General features: G+C 46.3%; 13 protein-coding genes. 7 read left to right on the forward strand and 6 right to left on the reverse strand.

Annotation, left to right across the window (positions count from 1 at the left end):
* From H3U82_RS07630 to H3U82_RS07640, 3 genes are all read left to right on the forward strand, one after another.
* The coding region (locus tag H3U82_RS07630; RefSeq protein ID WP_198210023.1) for a YadA family autotransporter adhesin at nt 1-1777 on the forward strand (1777 nt) is incomplete at its 5' end.
* A 398-nt stretch (nt 1778-2175) separates the two neighbouring features.
* Nucleotides 2176-3042: a patatin family protein gene (locus H3U82_RS07635; RefSeq protein WP_198210025.1), complete on the forward strand. Its 867-nt coding sequence runs from the start codon at nt 2176-2178 to the stop codon at nt 3040-3042.
* Between the two features lie 43 nt (nt 3043-3085).
* Complete coding sequence (locus H3U82_RS07640) at nt 3086-4291, forward strand: MFS transporter (RefSeq protein WP_198210027.1); 1206 nt, start codon at nt 3086-3088, stop codon at nt 4289-4291.
* A 14-nt stretch (nt 4292-4305) separates the two neighbouring features.
* Here H3U82_RS07640 and H3U82_RS07645 read toward each other — a convergent pair whose 3' ends face one another.
* Entirely contained in the window at nt 4306-5079 is a 774-nt protein-coding gene (locus H3U82_RS07645) for a HesA/MoeB/ThiF family protein (protein WP_232336144.1), read from the reverse strand.
* A 100-nt stretch (nt 5080-5179) separates the two neighbouring features.
* On the opposite strand from H3U82_RS07645, the gene H3U82_RS07650 reads away from it, so the two are divergent.
* The gene (locus H3U82_RS07650) at nt 5180-5749 is read left to right on the forward strand and encodes an L-threonylcarbamoyladenylate synthase (protein WP_084554445.1); all 570 of its coding nucleotides are present in this window, start codon (nt 5180-5182) and stop codon (nt 5747-5749) included.
* 107 nt (nt 5750-5856) lie between these two features.
* Here H3U82_RS07650 and H3U82_RS07655 read toward each other — a convergent pair whose 3' ends face one another.
* Entirely contained in the window at nt 5857-6753 is an 897-nt protein-coding gene (locus H3U82_RS07655) for a polyprenyl synthetase family protein (protein ID WP_232336145.1), read from the reverse strand.
* Nucleotides 6737-6964: an exodeoxyribonuclease VII small subunit gene (locus H3U82_RS07660; RefSeq protein WP_025331809.1), complete on the reverse strand. Its 228-nt coding sequence runs from the start codon at nt 6962-6964 to the stop codon at nt 6737-6739. The genes H3U82_RS07655 and H3U82_RS07660 overlap by 17 nt, the downstream gene beginning before the upstream one ends.
* Nucleotides 6965-7870: 906 nt before the next feature.
* On the opposite strand from H3U82_RS07660, the gene H3U82_RS07665 reads away from it, so the two are divergent.
* Nucleotides 7871-9760: a ribonuclease catalytic domain-containing protein gene (locus H3U82_RS07665; RefSeq protein WP_198210029.1), complete on the forward strand. Its 1890-nt coding sequence runs from the start codon at nt 7871-7873 to the stop codon at nt 9758-9760.
* A 280-nt stretch (nt 9761-10040) separates the two neighbouring features.
* Nucleotides 10041-11153 (forward strand): molecular chaperone DnaJ, encoded by a 1113-nt coding sequence (gene dnaJ / locus H3U82_RS07670; RefSeq protein ID WP_037392221.1) that lies wholly within the window; start codon nt 10041-10043, stop codon nt 11151-11153.
* 536 nt (nt 11154-11689) lie between these two features.
* On the opposite strand, the gene H3U82_RS07675 is transcribed toward dnaJ, so the two are convergent.
* The 3 genes from H3U82_RS07675 to H3U82_RS07685 form a co-directional block, all read right to left on the reverse strand.
* Entirely contained in the window at nt 11690-12109 is a 420-nt protein-coding gene (locus H3U82_RS07675; RefSeq protein ID WP_025331807.1) for an HIT family protein, read from the reverse strand.
* Between the two features lie 50 nt (nt 12110-12159).
* A complete protein-coding gene (locus H3U82_RS07680) occupies nt 12160-14379 on the reverse strand; it encodes a UvrD-helicase domain-containing protein (protein WP_198210031.1) in 2220 nt (739 codons plus the stop codon).
* Nucleotides 14380-14621: 242 nt separating this feature from the next.
* Entirely contained in the window at nt 14622-15554 is a 933-nt protein-coding gene (locus H3U82_RS07685; protein ID WP_198210033.1) for a LysR family transcriptional regulator, read from the reverse strand.
* Nucleotides 15555-15854: 300 nt separating this feature from the next.
* Between H3U82_RS07685 and metE the strand changes: the two genes are divergently transcribed.
* Nucleotides 15855-18128: a 5-methyltetrahydropteroyltriglutamate--homocysteine S-methyltransferase gene (gene metE, locus H3U82_RS07690; protein ID WP_198210035.1), complete on the forward strand. Its 2274-nt coding sequence runs from the start codon at nt 15855-15857 to the stop codon at nt 18126-18128.
* Nucleotides 18129-18196 lie beyond the last annotated feature (68 nt).

Below are 18196 nucleotides of genomic sequence, written 5' to 3' on the forward strand. Positions count from 1 at the left end.
CCTGCAATGGAATGGCGGTATTAGTGCATATGATGCCAGTCATGGAAGCGGAAGTGCACAAAGAATTACCCATGTAGCAGCCGGTGATGTATCAGCACATTCAACTGATGCAATTAACGGAGGTCAGTTCTTTGCTCTGTCCACCTCAGCTTCAACCGGTCTGAGCAGTCTGTTAACAACTGTTTCCTCAACTGTTTTCGAAAATGTTTCTCCTCAGATCTCCAGTATAAGTAGTTCTCTGTCCACCGGATATCAAGGTCTTTCAAAGAGTGTAGAAACCTTGGCAAGCACTTCTAAATCCATAAAGGGACGAGTGGATTATCTAGAAGAGCATACGATCACATGGAATAGTGATAAAGACGGATTTGATGCAGGCCAAACCAACAACGGTATGACTCGTGATGGTTCTACTCCTTATCGCAAAATTGTGAATCTGGCAAATGGTGATCTTACTCCAGGTTCGCATGATGCGGTAAATGGCGGCCAGTTATACGAAGTAAAAACTTCGCTGTCTACCGGTCTGAGTTCTTTGTCAACATCTTTGGGTGGCACAAACTTGGGCAGTATGAGTACCAGTATTTCTAATATGCTTACCAGTATCTCTGATCTGAATGCGAATGCGTTACAATGGAATAATAGTAGTAAAGTTTATGATGCTGCTCGCGGAAGTATTGAAGGACAGAGAATTACCGGTGTTAAAAGCGCTAGTATAGCAGCCGGTTCTCTTGATGCAGTGAATGCTGGTCAGTTGTGGGATGTACAACAAAGTATCAATACCTTGTCAACTGGTTTGTCAAGCCTGTCAACAGCAGTAGACGGTCTGCCCGCAGGCACTGGCACTATTTCTAGTGATGCACTGTCGAGTCTGTCAACTGCAATCAGTAAAAGAACAGAAAGTCAGCTTTCTAGTATAACTGCCGGTTTGGGTAAGCCAAGCGGATATGATCCAAGTACAGGTCAGATTACACCGCCTAAATATGAAACTACTACGCCGACAGGCAATATAGTAACTGCTGATAATGTGGCTGACGCTCTGCGGAATATTCAGGATTACGGCACTAAATATGCAAAGAGTAACTCAGCAAAAGCAGCCTCAATCGCTCAGGGAGTTGATTCAGTGGCAATAGGCGGTGCATCAATGGCCAGCGGCACCTCAGCAGTTGCCATCGGTGATTCTGCCAGCGCATCGTCAGCCAATGGTGTTGCTCTGGGCAGTCAGGCGAAAGTAACTCAGAACGGAGGCGTAGCACTTGGATCCGGATCGGTGGCAAATACAGCAGCCGGTAAAGAGGGCTATATACCGGTAACGGCAACGCAGCAGCAGGCAGCAGCAATCCGGGCAACGAAGAGTACAGAAGGAGCGGTATCTGTAGGAGATGCATCGAAAGGTGTATACCGTCAGATAACCGGGGTTGCCGCGGGTACGGCTGATACTGATGCAGTCAATGTGGCTCAGCTTAAGGGTGTGAATAATCAGATTACCAACATCAATAAGTATGTAAATCAGGTAAATGATCGTGTTCAGCGGACTGAACGCCGCGCCTATTCCGGTACGGCACTGGCCATGGCTCTGTCCGGCGCTTATCTGCCTTCTCTGAATGCCGGTGAACAGGCTGTCGGTGTGGGTGTAGGTACTTATCGTGGCTATACTGCGGTAGGAGCTAATTATAAAGCCATGAGTAACAGCGGTAATATTGGCTGGGGTGCAGGTGTTTCCACTACAGGCAAAGAAGTTGGCTTTAATGCCGGTGTCGGCTTTAAGTGGGGTCGAAATTAAACTGTTTTTACTCAGTAGTCTGACTAACTTCCGGATTTATCTGAATCCGGAAGTTTTTTTATGGTTTGGAAAAATGTTAAGAGATAAAAGATGGCGGATATACTGTATCTTCCCGGTTTACGGATGAATCAATTGGCATCGATTTTATGGATAAAGTGGTTCCCAAGCACAGGATTAATCTGAAAGTATTTAGTTATAATTGGTATGGTTCAGATTGAAAAAATCATAAAATTCTAGTGTGTGTACCGGATATTGGCAGGCTGATTTACACATACAGAAGCCGTAGAAGATATTAATATTTAGATACTGTGCGCCGGCTGGCTTTATTGATTTACTATAGTCAGTATTATATATTTAATAACATTAAAATATTATTACATAAACATAGGAATGCTAACATGCATGCTAATCAGCAGACAGCCGGAAAGCAAACTGCACTGGTTGTAGAAGGCGGTGGAATGCGTGCTGCATTCAGCAGCGGTGTTACTGATGCTTTCTTACAGGCAGATTTTAACCCGTTTAGTTTACTGGTCGGAGTATCTTCCGGAGCCAGTACTATTGCCAGTTATCTGGCCGGACAGGAAGGGCGTAATCTGGCTATACTGCTTGATCAGTCCTGCCGGCCGGAATTTATCAGCTGGTCACGCTTTATCCGTGGCGGCGACCTGATGGATATTGACTGGTTGTGGCAGGTTGTACAACAGGAAAATCCGCTGGATTGTGAGCGTATGTTTGCACGACAGCGTGATTTCAGAGTTGTTTTAAGTAATGCTGTTAGCGGTGAGCCGGAGTATGCTGTGGCTCAGCCCGATTCTTTTCTGGAAGTACTGCGTGCTTCGAGTTCAATTCCGTTTATGATTCGTAAACCGGTAGCAATTGGCGGAGGATTTTATTTTGACGGCGGAGTAGCTGATGCCTTGCCGGTACAGTGGACTCTGTCTCAGCCGGACATCGGTTGTGTGATAGTAATTCGTACCAGAGCGCACAATTATGTGAAGAAAGGTAGTCTGGGTGACAGTCTGCTGGCAAGGCGTCTGCCGGTCAGCGGGTTTGCTCAGGCATTACGGCAGCGAGTAAAGCATTATAATACTATCCTGACATGGATGCGGCAGCCTGAGAACTGCCGGTATATTATTGAAATTAATCCTCCGGATGATGGCAAAATGGCCGGACGTCTGTGCCGGGATGCCGGCCGTTTACGCTACAGTTATGCAGCCGGTCTGGAATGCGGCCGTGCATTATTGCAGCAATGGCCGGTAAATTAATAGTTTTTTTGCCTTAAAGGTAAACGAGTAATTTGGTGAAGTAATGAAAACGGATTCGACTGTATCGAAAACACAGCACCGGCTTAGTCTTTTTGTTGCTATTCTGGCTTTGGCATTTGTTTTACGCGGCCCGCTGACTGGTGTGGGTCCCCTGTTACAGAATATTCAGACGCAGCTGCAGATAAGCAGTACGCTGGCCGGCATGCTGACTACGGTACCATTGCTGACATTTGGTCTGTTTTCGATTTTTATCCCCAGGCTTGCAGCACGTCTGGGCTCGGAGCAGATGGTCTTTTTTGCTTTGTGGATATTAACGCTGGGGCTGGTGCTGCGCTGTGGTTCCGGGCTGTTTCTGCTGCTGACTGGTACGGCTTTGCTCAGCTGTGCCATTGCTGTTGGCAATGTACTGATTCCCAGTATGGTAAAGCAGTATTTTCCGTTTAAAATGGGACTGGTTACCGCATTATATGCACTGGTGATGAATATGGGCGGTGCGGCCGGTTCTGCTTTAAGTGCTCCGCTTGCTCACAGTAATCTGTGGGGCTGGCGCGGTGCTCTGGTAATCTGGGTACTACCGGCGCTGATGGCCATGGTTATCTGGTGGCTGCCTTTTAAAGCGGCCAATGCTGTGCCCAAGGCGGCTGTACGTGCACGTCAGGTAAAGATACACCTGTGGCGTAATCCGCTGGCCTGGCAGGTAACGCTGTTTATGGGATTTCAGTCGTTTCTGTTTTATTCTACCGTTAGCTGGCTGCCGCAGATTGTAGCCAAAGCCGGTGTATCAGCAACGGAAGCCGGTGGCTGGCTTGGGCTGATGCAGCTGGTGATGATACCAACCAATTTGCTGATACCGATTTATGCAGCCAGATTAAAGCAGCAGCACTGGATAGGGTCGATGTGCGGCGTAGCTTTAATTTTGTCGGTATTATTGCTGATGTCGCCATGGCGCAGCTGTTATTTTCCGGCAGTGCTGTTGCTGGGGCTGGGCATCAGCGGGGCTTTCTGTCTGAGCATGATGTTTTTCAGTTTGCGCAGCAGCAGTGTTACTGAAGGAGTGCTGCTATCCGGAATGGCACAAACCTGTGGCTATCTGTTTGCGGCTGTGGGCCCTGTCCTGATGGGCGCTCTGCATGACATGATGCATTCCTGGTTTCCGGCATTGTGTCTGATGTTTATTGCCGCGGTCGTTATTACTGTGTCTGGCTGGAATGCCGGTAAAGATCGCAAGTTATCTGATTTTCAGGAATAAAAATATCCACAGTTTTATCCACAAATTTCTGTGGATAAAACTGCCTGCCCGCATACCGGACAATCCAGATTGGCAGCCAGCTGCAGGCGCTGCCATTGAAAAGAACAGGCGTCAAAACAGTGTAGCCAGCAGCCGTCAGGGTGAATACCGGCAATTATCTGCAATGCTTCACTGGCCTGTGCCGCGCCCATAATACCGAGTAAAGGCGCAAAAACTCCGTTTTTGGCACAACTGGCTCCTTCATCATTCATTTCTCCTTCAAACAGGCACTGATAGCAGGGGCCGCGACCATCACGAAAATCATATACTGCCAGCTGACCGGCAAATACCAGTGCAGAGGCTGAAACCAGTGGTTTGCGTGCATTAAAACAGGCCTGATTAATCAGCCGGCGGCTGGCAAAATTGTCGGTACAATCCAGAATGATATCGGTATGCTGAACCAGTTGCTCTAACATGCTGGCATCAGCTCTGGCTACAATGGGCTTTAATCCGGTTTGCGGATATTGTGTATGTAGCTGCCGGCACAATATCGCGGCTTTTGCCTGACCGATATCTTGATCATTAAACCAGAACTGGCGTTGCAGATTACTGATTTCGATAGTGTCGTTATCCACAACGGTAATATGCCCTATTCCGCTGGAAGCCAGATAAGTCAGAGCCGGATGTGCCAGGCCGCCGGCACCGATTACCAGAGCACGGGCAGCAAGAATTGCTTCCTGTCCGGCAATATCCAGCTTATCCAGTAATATATGACGGCTGTAACGCAATAGTTGTTCATCAGTAATCATGATTGTCTCTGGTGGTTGGGTGGCTGTGACCGGTACGGGTGTAGTCTGGTTTATTCTGCCCTGCTATTATAATAGTTTAGTCCAGTTTCTCAGAATATTTATGCGCCATCCTGCCCGTCCGTCCGGCCGGTTTTTATATCGTCTGCGCAGCCATCTGCATCGTGGCGGTTTGATTGCTTATCCTACAGAAGGCAGTTATGGGCTAGGCTGTCTGCCTGATTGTGTGCCGGCGGTGCGTAAAGTCATTGCATTGAAAAAGCGACCGCAACATAAAGGGCTGATTGTTATTGCTGCTGATTTCACTCAATTACAGCCTTTGCTCGCACCTTTGTCCACAACTGATATAGCGGCTGTCAGCCGGCAGTGGCCGGCACCCAGAACTTTACTGTTACCGGTACGCAAACAGGTTTCACCTGTGTTACGCGGGCGTGGTCGGCAAACTCTGGCCGTACGGGTTCCGGACCTGGCAACTGCCCGGTTTTTATGCAGAGCAGCAGGTACAGCGCTGGTATCTACTTCTTGTAACCGGGCAGGAAAAAAAGCTTGTTGTACAGAGCGTGAAGTCAGACGCCAGTTTGGAAAACAGGTGATGATTCTGGGCGGGCGCACTGGCGGAAGAAAGCAGCCCAGCCAGATTATTGACTGGGCTTCCGGTAAGCGGCTGCGTTAGTTATTTTATGAATAAGCTGATCTGTAAATAAGTTATATCTGTCATTAACTGAATTACTGCGCAGACAATGTTTATATATTTGTAGTTTGCTGTTGCTTAGCACATTTTTAATGATTGCGGGCAACGACAAATTGCGCCAGTGCGCGAAGATGAGATGCACGCTGGTCAAAATCGCTTAAAGCATCAATAGCCTGTTGTACCAGATTTTCTGCATACTGGCGTGCTGTAGTCAGCCCCATCAGACTAACGTAGGTAGGTTTATTAGTCCGGGCATCTTTTCCGGCGGTTTTACCCAGTGTGCTGCTATCCTGCTCGTAATCCAGTACATCATCAATAACCTGAAAAGCCAGACCCAGATGAGCGGCATAATGGTCGAGTGCGGTTAATGCCTGCTGGCTGATATCCTGACAGCAAAGTCCGCCCAGTGTAACTGCTGCTCTGATCAGCGCACCGGTTTTCAACTGGTGCATGTGTTCCAGTTCGGCCTGATTCAGACCTACCCCTACGCAGGCTAAATCGATAGCCTGTCCGCCGGCCATGCCATGACAGCCGGCAGCCTGTGCCAGAGTCTGTATCATTTGCAGCTGACGCGCAGCGTCCAGACCGGTTGGACGGCTCAGCAGGCTGAATGCCATACTTTGCAGGGCATCACCAACCAGTAAGGCTGTTGCCGGTGTATATTGTATGTGACAGGCCGGTTTTCCGTGACGCAGACTGTCGTTATCCATCTCCGGCATATCGTCGTGCACAAGCGAATAGATATGTATGCATTCGATTGCAGCCAGAGCATGATCTGCGGCTTCTGTAACCGCATTACCCAGCTCCGCCGCCGCCAGAACCAGCATTGGCCGCAACCGTTTACCGCCATCCAGCGCCGCATAGCGCATAGCTTCAATCAGTGGTGCGGGAAGTTGTCCGGCCGGGGGGAGTAATCGGGTTAATGTCTCTTCTGTATGTGTCTGTACCTGTTTTTGCCAGTCGGCAAAATTACTCCCCTGTTTCAAGCTTCAGCTCCTTTAATTCACCATTATCCAGTACCTGTAGTTTTTGTTCTACCTCCGCCAGCTTCTGCTGGCAGTATTGCACCAGTTCCTGACCATATTCATATGCAGCCAGTGATTCTTCCAGGGGAAGATCATTGTTTTGCATGGATTCAGTTATTTTTTCCAGTTGCTGGATAGCTTCTTCATAGCTTTTGGGGGTTATTTTCTTCATATTATAGATCTTTACATGAATTTATGGCTATTGTAACACTCGCACTATGGCTATTGCTGCGGATATCTGTATCATACAATTAGTCAGAATTAGCTGATAACCGGATGAAGTATATTTCAGTTTGTGTTATTAAAAGTAATGTGCTTATATAATCAGTAATAATATTTTTATATGCAACAGAATTTATTCATGTAATGAATAATAGTACAGATATTTTATTCAGATAAGGGCAAATTTAAATCAATATCTGCCTCTCTAAATATAAAAATTGTTTTTTAACCGTAAGAATAAAAAGTTATTTGTAAAAATTAATATATTTATATATTAATTATATAAATTGTTATCTTATGCTGATGTTTGAAATAGCAGGCGGAAAACAGTTTTATGTAAAAAAATCAAATAAATTTTGATTTTTTGTATTATTTTTTTAGCATATGTTTTAATTTTCGGTAATACTTACTATTGTTGCCGGTTGTACGGTGTATAACTTTATATATATCGAAATATTTCCAGCATATTATGCTTTTGGAGTTTTTTAAAATTAGTTCATTATTATGGATTTTATTTGTCAGCAGGTATTTTTTTGCTGTTTATTTATCTGGTTTTAAAGCATAATGTTGTTTAAAGCATAATTATATTGTGCTAACTTTAAGTAATTGTTTTAATGGAAAATTAAAACATGGAATTATTTAATTTGTATGATTTGACAATCGGATATATGCAAAACAGGGAAGCCTGAGGAGGAATAATGGTGAACTATTTATACAGATACGGTTGTCTGGAACAGAGTAGCAGAGCAGGCATAGAAGCGAAGATTGAGTACTGTCGTTTATAATCGAATAAATAGTGGTTTCTGAATCTGTTTTACAGATTACTTGAGTAGTTTCTTTGTTTTAAGTAGGCGTTATGGGTAAACAAATTTTTTATGAGGAGTCAGGTCAGTTTAAAGTAGCGGAAATAGTTCAGGAAAATGATGCTACTTTTCTGGTTAATACACAACATGGTAAGCGGGCAAAAATCAAGGCCAGCCACGTTTTTCTGGTGTTTGATGGTGATGCTGCGCAATTTTTACAACAGGCTGCTGAAGCAGCTGCCGGTATTGATATCAGTCTGCTCTGGGAAGCGGTAGGCAATGAAAATGAATTTACCGCAGCCAGTGCAGCCAGTGAATATTTTGGCGATAGCAGCGGGAATATTGAGCTGGCAGCCACACTGATGGCTCTGTATGCAGCGCCTATGTATTTTTACAAAAAAAATAAAGGTGTATTCAAAGCTGCGCCGGCAGAAACATTACAGCAGGCGCTGGCAGCCATTGAACGGCGCAAACAGCAGGAAGAGCAAATCAATGGCTGGATACAGGAATTACTGGCCGGTCGCCTGCCGGATGAGATTGCTGCTGAAGCCAAAATGATTTTGCATGCACCTGATAAACAAAGTCTGAAATACAAAGCAGTGGTCAAAGCTGCTGATCAGAAAAAAACCTCACTGTTTGCCCTGCTCCGGAGTGTTGGTGCAGTACCGCCTCTGCCTGAATATTTTCTGGATGGTTTTTTACTTACCCAGTTTCCCAAAGGTGCGGATTGCGGTAACTATCCTGTACCGGTTATGCACAATCTGCCAGATGCCGATACCGCAGTACGCGCATTTTCCATTGATGACATTGAAACCAGTGAGGTAGATGATGCATTCAGTGTGCGTGACCTGCCCAATGGCAACAAACTGGTCGGAATTCATATAGCTGCCCCGGCTCTGGCAATAGATGCTGAGTCTTTGCTGGAAAAGCTGATATTTGAACGTTTAAGTACTGTGTATTATCCCGGCAGTAAAATTACCATGCTGCCGGATAACTGGATAGCTGCTTTCAGTCTGGATGAAGGAGCAGCACGACCGGCAGTCAGTCTGTATGCAGAAATCAATCCGCAGTTTGAGGTGATACGTTATGAATCACGAATTGAATCGGTGTATATAGACTGTAATTTACGTATTGAAAATATTGAGCAGGCATTTCAGCCTTTGCAGCCACGCGGTGATACTGAAGCTTTTGCACATCAGCATGAAATGAACTGGTTATATGATTTTGCTGTGGCCAGAATGCAGGCGCGGGGTAAATATGATCCGGAACGTTTACCGCAGTACGATTATGGAATTAAGCTTGGGACAGATAATACTGTACATATCAGTGTGCGTGAACGCGGAGCACCAATTGATACGCTGGTCAGTGAGCTGATGATTTTTGCCAACAGCACCTGGGCGCAGATGCTGGACGAGGCTGAAATGGCGGGATTATTCCGTGTACAGCCTACCGGCAGAGTACGGATGAGTACTCAGTCTGAACCGCATATTGGTCTGGGGCTGAAACATTATGCCTGGTTTACTTCACCACTGCGCCGTGCTACTGATTATATTAACCAGAAGCAGCTGATCAGTTTACTGGATCCGGACGCAGAGCCACGTTTTGAACCGCAGGATGCCATGCTGTTTGCGGTATTGCGTGATTTTGAATCGGCTTATGCAGCCTACAATGATTTTCAGCGCCATATGGAAGCATACTGGAGTCTGATATATATTCAGCAGGAACAGTTGCAGGAGCTGACCGCTCAGTTAATACGTGATGATTTAGTGCGTATTGAAGGCCTGCCACTGGTAAGCCGTGTTAACGGTGTACCGGTTGATGCCATGCCAAAATGCCGGATGAAGGTATCGATAACCGGAATCGATCCGATACAGGTAAGTGTCGGACTAAACTATATTAATGTTTTGCTGCCGGCAGATAATGCCAGCCAAATATCGGGCTGAATTATTTAAAATGCTTTGAAGATTACATGATGGATGGTGCACGATTAGATTGGCTACTTTGCTGATAGTATAAATATACGGGTGTGACCGTTGATTCTTTGTCTGTCTGATTGTTTTCAGGCCGTATATTGTGCTTCGGTCAGAAATAACTTTTACTTAAAACCTTGTTTTTATACATGCAGCCCATATATGGGTTGCATTTCTATTATCTATCCGGTTTTGCTGTTCAGGCATCCTGCTGTTTAAGAGCAGGTTGCCTGCAAACCTTTGGAATAAAATTATGACTGAAGTAGATTTTTATGAAGTACTGGGTATAAGCCGTACTGCAGGGGATGAGGAAATCAAAAAAGCTTATCGTAAGCTGGCCATGAAATACCATCCTGACCGTAATCAGGGCGATAAAAACGCCGAAGAAAAATTTAAAGAAGTACAGCGTGCTTATGAAGTATTGTCTGATTCTCAAAAACGTGCTGCTTATGACCAGTTTGGACATGCCGGTGTAGACGGCAATATGGGAGCCGGAGCCGGCGGCTTTTCCGGCGGTTTTGATTTTGGTGATATTTTCAGCCAGATGTTTGGCGGCGGAGCCGGCGGACGGTCGCAGCAGAATAATCAGGGCGCTGATTTACAATATAATATTGAAATCAGTCTGGAAGAGGCTGCGCGCGGTATTAAGAAAAAAATCACTATTCCTACTCATGAAGAATGTGATGTCTGTCACGGCAGTGGTGCTAAAGTCGGGACTTCAGCTACTACCTGCAGCATGTGTGGAGGCAGTGGTGTCGTTCAGGTACGGCAGGCCATTTTTCAGTTACAGCAGACCTGCCCGACTTGTCACGGCAGTGGTAAACAGATTAAGGATCCGTGTGTTAAATGTCATGGCGACGGACTGGTAAAAACCCGCAAGACTGTTGAGGTTTCTATTCCGGCCGGTATTGATGACGGTCAGCGTATCCGCCTGAGCGGTGAAGGTGAACCCGGTAAGCATGGTGCGCCTGCCGGTGATTTATATGTGATGGTGAACGTGCGCCCGCATCCGGTCTTTGAGCGTGACGGCATGGATTTGCACTGTGAATTGCCTATCAGTTTTACGATAGCAGCGCTTGGCGGGGAGGTTGAGGTGCCTACGCTGGATGGTAAAGTTAAACTGAATATTCCGAAAGAAACACAAACCGGTCGTCGCATGCGGGTACGTGGTAAAGGAATTAAATCTGTACGTTCGGCTGCTGTGGGTGATTTATATTGTCATATCGTGGTAGAGACACCGGTAAATCTGACCGATCGTCAGCGTGAATTACTGGAAGAGTTTGAAAAAATCTCTACCGGTATGGACAGGGCTCAGACGCCGCGGCAAAAATCATTCATGGACAAACTGCGTGATTTATTTGAATAAAATACGAAAGTACCACAGTTCAGAAGTGTTTATTCCGGATGTATGAATAATTAATACTGGTTATACTGTGTAAAAGCCCGCAGAGCATAATTTTTCTGCGGGCTTTTGTTATCAGAAGAAAAGATACAGGCCGGTTAAGGCTTGCTTCTGCTGAAACCGGCAGAAAAAAATGATTTGTCGCATTTCCTGTTGATGAAAAGCGTAAGCAGGCGTTTTAGTGAATTAAGTTCCGCTAAATATGCAGGATATGGCTAGTCTGTAATCACAAAGGCGTTTAAGCTGAAACTGACTGAACAATTTAATCTGTATTGACCAGGAAATAAATTATCGCTCCGTTTACCGAAAGGTGCAGGAGCGACAGGGAGATTTGGTACAACAACTGAATGATTGTGGACAAATTTGTAGTATTTAACTGGATAAAAATCAGTCTTTATGCTTAATTCCTTATAAAACAAGGGTTATAGCATAATAAATACTATTTATTTTACTGATTATCTGTGGATAATTCTGTGGATAATTATTGAATCAAAAAATGGTCAGGCCAGTTCTGCACGTAATTGTGCAGCCAGTTGCGCCAGTTCTGCCTGATCAGCAGCCACACTTTCATGTTTACCCAGTTCATGGATATGTCCGGGAATCAGATGAATGTGATAATGAAATACAGACTGACCGGCCTGTTCGCCGGACAACTGTAATTGCACAACGCCATTACGATGTAACACTTTACGTTGCGCATTAATAATCTTTTTGGCTGCACTGAATACGGCAGCAAGGTAATCTTGCGGCATGTCAGTTAACTCTATTGCTTCACATTTAGGAATCACCAGTACATGGCCGCGTGCCTGTGGCATCACATCCATAAAAGCCAGTGTCTGCTCATCCTCATAAACTTTATGGCAAGGAATTTCACCACGGATAATTCGGGCAAAGATATTGTTACTGTCGTATTGTTGCATGACTGTCTCCTCTCAGGCTTTTGCTTACCAGCCGTTACCTGAGCAATTGTTTAAGAAATAATACTTAGCTTGCTTTTGGCAAATACGGTATCCAGCTCTTTAATCCCCTGTTTACCGAAATTGATGGTCAGGCGTGCCCCTTCAGCTTTCCGGGTAGCATCTATGATGACACCTGTGCCAAAACGTTCATGATAAACATTCTGTCCTAGCTGAAAGCCGTCAAAATCTGTGCTCTCCTGTATTTCTGCCAGTTTGCTGCGGCTATGAAACGGATTGGTTCGCTGCGTGGACTGTTGCCGGGCTATCAGAGAGTTTCTGTGTGCAGACAGATATTGCAATACCTCTTCCGGTATTTCATCCACAAAGCGTGATGGCAGGGCAAAATGCGTTTGTCCGTGTAACAGGCGTTGTTCTGCCATTGTTAAATACAGGCGCTTACGTGCTCTGGTAATTGCTACATACATCAGGCGCCGCTCTTCTTCCAGCCCGTCGCGTTCGGCCATGCTGTATTCACTGGGGAATAAACCTTCTTCCAGCCCTGTCAGAAATACACCGTCAAATTCCAGCCCCTTGGCTGCATGTACAGTCATTAACTGCAAGGCGTCTTCACCCTGACCGGCCTGATGCTCTCCTGCTTCCAGTGAGGCAGTACTTAAAAAAGACAGTACCGGAAATAAAGGATCGTTTTCATCATACTCAGGTTCCATATCATAACCGGATTCCTGCGGTTTAAATGCCACTGCCGCATTCAGTAATTCTTCCAGGTTGTTGATGCGTTCCTGCTGTTCACCTTTCTGGGTACGGTAGTGTTCCATCAGACCGCTATCATAGATGGCAGCAGCCATCAGTTCCTGCAGAGAAACTTGCGCAGCCTGTTGCTGTAAATTTTCAATCAGGCGGATAAAAGCAGCAATTTTACTGTTTTTCGCTGACAAGCTGATGGCCGCCTGCCATAACGAAGTATGGGCTTCATTGGCTGCCGCCTGAATGTTTTCAACACTCCGCGCGCCGATGCCGCGTGCCGGCACATTGATTACCCGTAATAATGCATTATCATCATTGGGATTAACCGCCAGACGCAGGTAAGCCAGTGCATGTTTGATTTCCTGACGCTCATAAAAGCGCAGGCCGCCATAAATTTTGTAAGGTATACCGGCGCGGAACAGAGCCTGTTCCAGAACCCGCGACTGGGCATTACTGCGATACAGTACAGCCATCTGCATATAATTCAGCCCTTCGCGGTGTAAAGCTTTCACTTCATCAACCACAAACTGCGCTTCTTCAAGATCATTAATTGCCTGAAGCACACGGATTTTTTCGCCATCGCCGGTCTGAGTGCGCAGATTTTTACCCAGACGGCTGGCGTTGTGTGCAATCACCGCATTGGCTGCTGTCAGAATATTGCCTACCGAACGGTAATTTTGTTCCAGCCGGATGGGTTCGCCAACATGAAATTCATTCAGAAAGCGGGTCATATTGGCTACTTCGGCACCGCGAAAGCGATAAATACTCTGGTCGTCGTCTCCCACGGCGAAAACCGCTGCATGCTCTCCGGCCAGTAATTTTAGCCATGCATACTGTAATTTATTTGTATCCTGAAATTCATCAATCAGCACATGATTAAAACGGTTCTGGTAATGATTGCGCAATATTTCATTACTCTGCAGAATTTCATAACTGCGTAACATTAATTCCGCGAAATCCACTACCCCTTCATTCCGGCACAAACTGTCATAGGCGGCATAACATTCAATCATTTGCCGTTCATGCGGGTCGCGGGCCGATAAACGCGAAGCACGCAATCCGTTTTCTTTTTGTGCATTAATGAATCCTTGCAGACTGCGCGGTGAGATAATTTCTTCAGCAATATTCAGTTGTTTGAGCAAGCGCTTGACTACGGAAAGCTGATCACCCATATCCAGAATCTGAAATGTCTTGGGCAGTGCTGCTTCCTGATGGTGCAGTCGTAAAAACCGATGGCACAGCCCGTGAAATGTCCCCAGCCACATCGCCCGTACCGAAACCGGTAACAGCGTGCTCAGGCGCAATTGCATTTCTTTAGCCGCCTTATTGGTAAAGGTAACGGCCAGAATGCTGTGTACACTGGCCTGACCAGTCTGCAATAACCAGGCAATACGTGTGGTCAGTACTCTGGTTTTACCACTTCCTGCACCCGCCAGTACCAGTGCCGGTTGCGCAGGCCAGGTAACGGCGGCTAATTGTTCACTATTAAGACCGGTCAGCAGACCGGCAGAAGATAAAATTTCCATAGTGCTTATTGTAGCTGATTAAGCCTGAAAAATCGCTTTGAAAAATATGCTTATGGATTATTTTATGGTATTTATGCAGCACAAGAAGATTTATCTGACATCTGCACAAACTGAGCTTAAGCAGGACAATGGATGTTGCGTAAAATTCTGGCTGACGATACCAAACAAGAGCAGAGCAAAATATCAGCGCTTTGCCGAATATCTGCCCTGCTCCTTTAATAAATCAGATTGCCGGTTGCAGACTAGTCCGGCGTGCTGAGCGGGCTGAGTCCGGGTAAGTCGGCAAAGCTGCGTTCGCGCACAATCTGGCAGAAATTATCCAGATAGCTTTTATTACTGTCTGTTTCGCGCATGGCGGCATACAATTCACTTTGCAGCGGTATATCGCCAATCTGCCGTGCTACTACATAGCCTTTTTCCAGATACGGCATAACCGTCCAGTAAGGCAAAGCAGCAATGCCGCGCCGGCTGGAAACCAGTTGAATAATGGCTATCGTCAGTTCACTGTTACGCCGTGCCGGCTGTACCCCGGCCGGTTTTAAAACCTTACGCAGTAAATCCAGCATATCATCCGGTACCGGATAGGTGATCAGTGTTTCATTCTCAAAATCCTGAGCCTGCCACACACTTTTAGCCGCCAGCGGGTGATCCTTCGCGCAAATGCCGACCATTTCATAGGCAAACAATGGCTGAAAAATAATCCCCGGCTGCGGAGCATATTCGGATACGATTGCCAGATCAGCACGGTGAGTCAGCAATAACCCAACCGGATCGGCCTGAAAGCCGGAAACAATATCCAGCTCTACTTTAGGCCACAGCGCCCGGAAAGCATCCATGGCCGGCATCAGCCAGTCAAAGCAGGTATGGCACTCTACCGCTACCCTCAGCTCCCCTGCCTCACCTTCAATTATCTGCGCTATATCCAGCTCTGCTACTGTGACCAGCGGCGTGATTTCTCGTGCCAGCTGTAACAGCCGCATACCTACCGGAGTAAAGTGAATCGGGTTGGATTTACGTTCAAACAGGGGGGTACCATAGAAATGTTCCAGAACACGAATCTGGTGTGACAGAGCAGACTGGGTCAGAAAAACCCTTTTTGCCGCCATCGATACGCTGCCGGTTTCTTCCAGAGCCAGCAAAGTGCGCAGATGGCGCAGTTCAATAATCGACTCCATGTATTCCGCCTTTGATGAGTATTTTTAACTACAAATTCAAGTTAAAAAATTCATAAACAGCCAGACTGCTTATAAATATCATTTATATGAATAGAACAATAATTACCTTACTGATAGCCAGTTATCTATTTACAAACCGGACACCTGTATACCATATCATACTCTTGGATTACATTAGTCTGAAATATAGTATTAAAAAAATTCATACAGAACTGCAAAATTTATCGCTTGTCGTAATGTCATAACTCACGCACACTGGTCGTTATTGAAATCCATCATTCGTAATAGGGAGAAACAAATATGAATACATTCCATCTGTCTGGTTATCCGCGTGTTGGTGCCAAGCGTGAATTAAAATTTGCCGTTGAAGCATTCTGGAAAGGCGCAAAAAGCGAAGCCGAGCTGCGCCAGACAGCGGCAGATATCCGCCAGAAAAACTGGGCAACCCAGATTGCCGCTGGTGCCGATCTGCTGCCGGTAGGTGATTTTTCATATTACGACCACGTACTGGATACGCTGTGTGCACTGGGCGCTATTCCGGCACGTTTTGGTTTTGACGCAGATAAACTGACCCTGTCTCAGTATTTTGAACTGGCACGCGGTAATGCCAGTCAGGTAGCAATGGAAATGACCAAATGGTTTGATACCAACTACCACTATATCGTACCTGAATGGCATCAGAACACCAGTTTCAAGGCCAATGCAGCCAGTCTGATTGCCCAGATAGAAGAAGCCAAAGCCACCGGACATGATATTAAACCTACACTGGTGGGTCCGCTTACTCTGTTGTGGCTGGGTAAAGAAAAAGATGCCGGTCATAATCGTCTGGAATTATTGCCGCGTCTGCTGCCTGAATATCAGAAACTGTTACGTGAACTGGCCAATGCCGGTGTTGACTGGATACAGATTGACGAACCGATTCTTGCCGTAGATATTGCCCGTGAGTGGCTGGATACCTTTGCTCCCACTTATCAGGAGCTGGCGATTACCGGTACCCGTATTATTATCGGCACCTATTTTGGCAGCGTTGCCGAACATATTAATCTGCTCAAAAACCTGCCGGTTAACGGCGTACATATTGATTGTGTGCGGGCACCTGAGCAACTGGCTGAATTTGCCAATGCATGGCCGGAAAATAAAGTATTGTCGGTTGGTCTGATCGACGGACGTAACGTATGGCGCGCCAATCTGCGTGAAGTGATAGAACTGCTGGCGCCGGTAGCTACTCAGCTGGGTAATAATTTATGGATTGCGCCGAGTTGCTCACTGTTGCACAGTCCGCAGGATTTAAGTGTAGAGGAGAAACTTAACCCTGAAATCAAAAACTGGCTTGCCTTTGCTGCCCAGAAACTACAGGAACTGGGTATCATCAAACAGGCACTGGCACACGGTAAAGATTCCGTACAGGAAGCTCTTGCCGCTTCTGATGCTGCGGCTGCCGGACGCAAAACCAGTAAACTGATTCATAATGATAAAGTTGCACAGCGCGTAGCCAGCCTGCGCGAACATGCCGACCAGCGTCATAGCCCGTTTGCACAACGGATTGAAAAACAACAGCAATGGATGAATCTGCCTTTGCTGCCAACCACCACTATCGGTTCGTTTCCGCAAACACAGGAAATTCGTCAGGCACGCGCCGCCTTTAAAAAGGGTGAACTGAGCGCTGCCGATTACGAAGCGGCCATGAAAAAAGACATTGCCTACTGTGTTGAGCAGCAGGAACAGCTGGATATCGATGTGCTGGTACATGGTGAAGCTGAGCGCAATGATATGGTTGAATACTTTGGTGAACAGCTGGATGGTTACTGCTTTACTCAGTATGGCTGGGTACAGAGCTATGGTTCCCGCTGTGTTAAACCACCGATTATTTTTGGTGATGTGGCACGCCCGAAAGCCATGACTGTTACCTGGTCTTCTTATGCACAATCTCTGACCAAACGTCCGATGAAAGGCATGCTTACCGGACCGGTAACCATGATGAAGTGGAGTTTTGTACGCAACGATGTACCATTAAGTCTGGTGTGCAAACAGATTGCGCTGGCACTGAACGACGAAGTACTGGATCTGGAAAAAGCCGGTATTCGTGTTATTCAGATTGATGAACCGGCCATTCGTGAAGCCTTGCCGCTGAAACGTGCGCAATGGGATGAATATCTGGCCTGGGCATGTGAATCATTCCGCCTCACTTCCACTGATGCGGATGACAGCACTCAGATTCATACACATATGTGCTATTCTGAATTTAATGATATTCTGCCGGCTATTGCCAGCATGGATGCTGATGTAATTACCATTGAAACTTCCCGTTCTGATATGGAATTACTGGATGCTTTTGTTAAATTCAGCTATCCGAATGATATTGGCCCCGGCGTATATGATATCCACAGCCCGCGTGTGCCTACTGAAGCCGAAGTCGAACATCTGTTGCGTAAAGCACTGAAAGTCATTGATCAGCGTCGGTTGTGGGTGAATCCGGATTGCGGACTGAAAACACGCGGATGGCCGGAAACCAAAGCAGCACTGGAAGTTATGGTTAATGTAACCAAAAAACTGCGTGCAGAATTAACTGCATAATTCAGATTTAGCTTAACACACCGCCCCGGTTTGCCGGGGCGGTTTTGTATGCCTGATTTTCAGAATAT

It is taken from the genome of Snodgrassella sp. W8132 (genome assembly GCF_016100865.1).
In the GTDB taxonomy this organism is placed as follows: domain Bacteria; phylum Pseudomonadota; class Gammaproteobacteria; order Burkholderiales; family Neisseriaceae; genus Snodgrassella; species Snodgrassella alvi.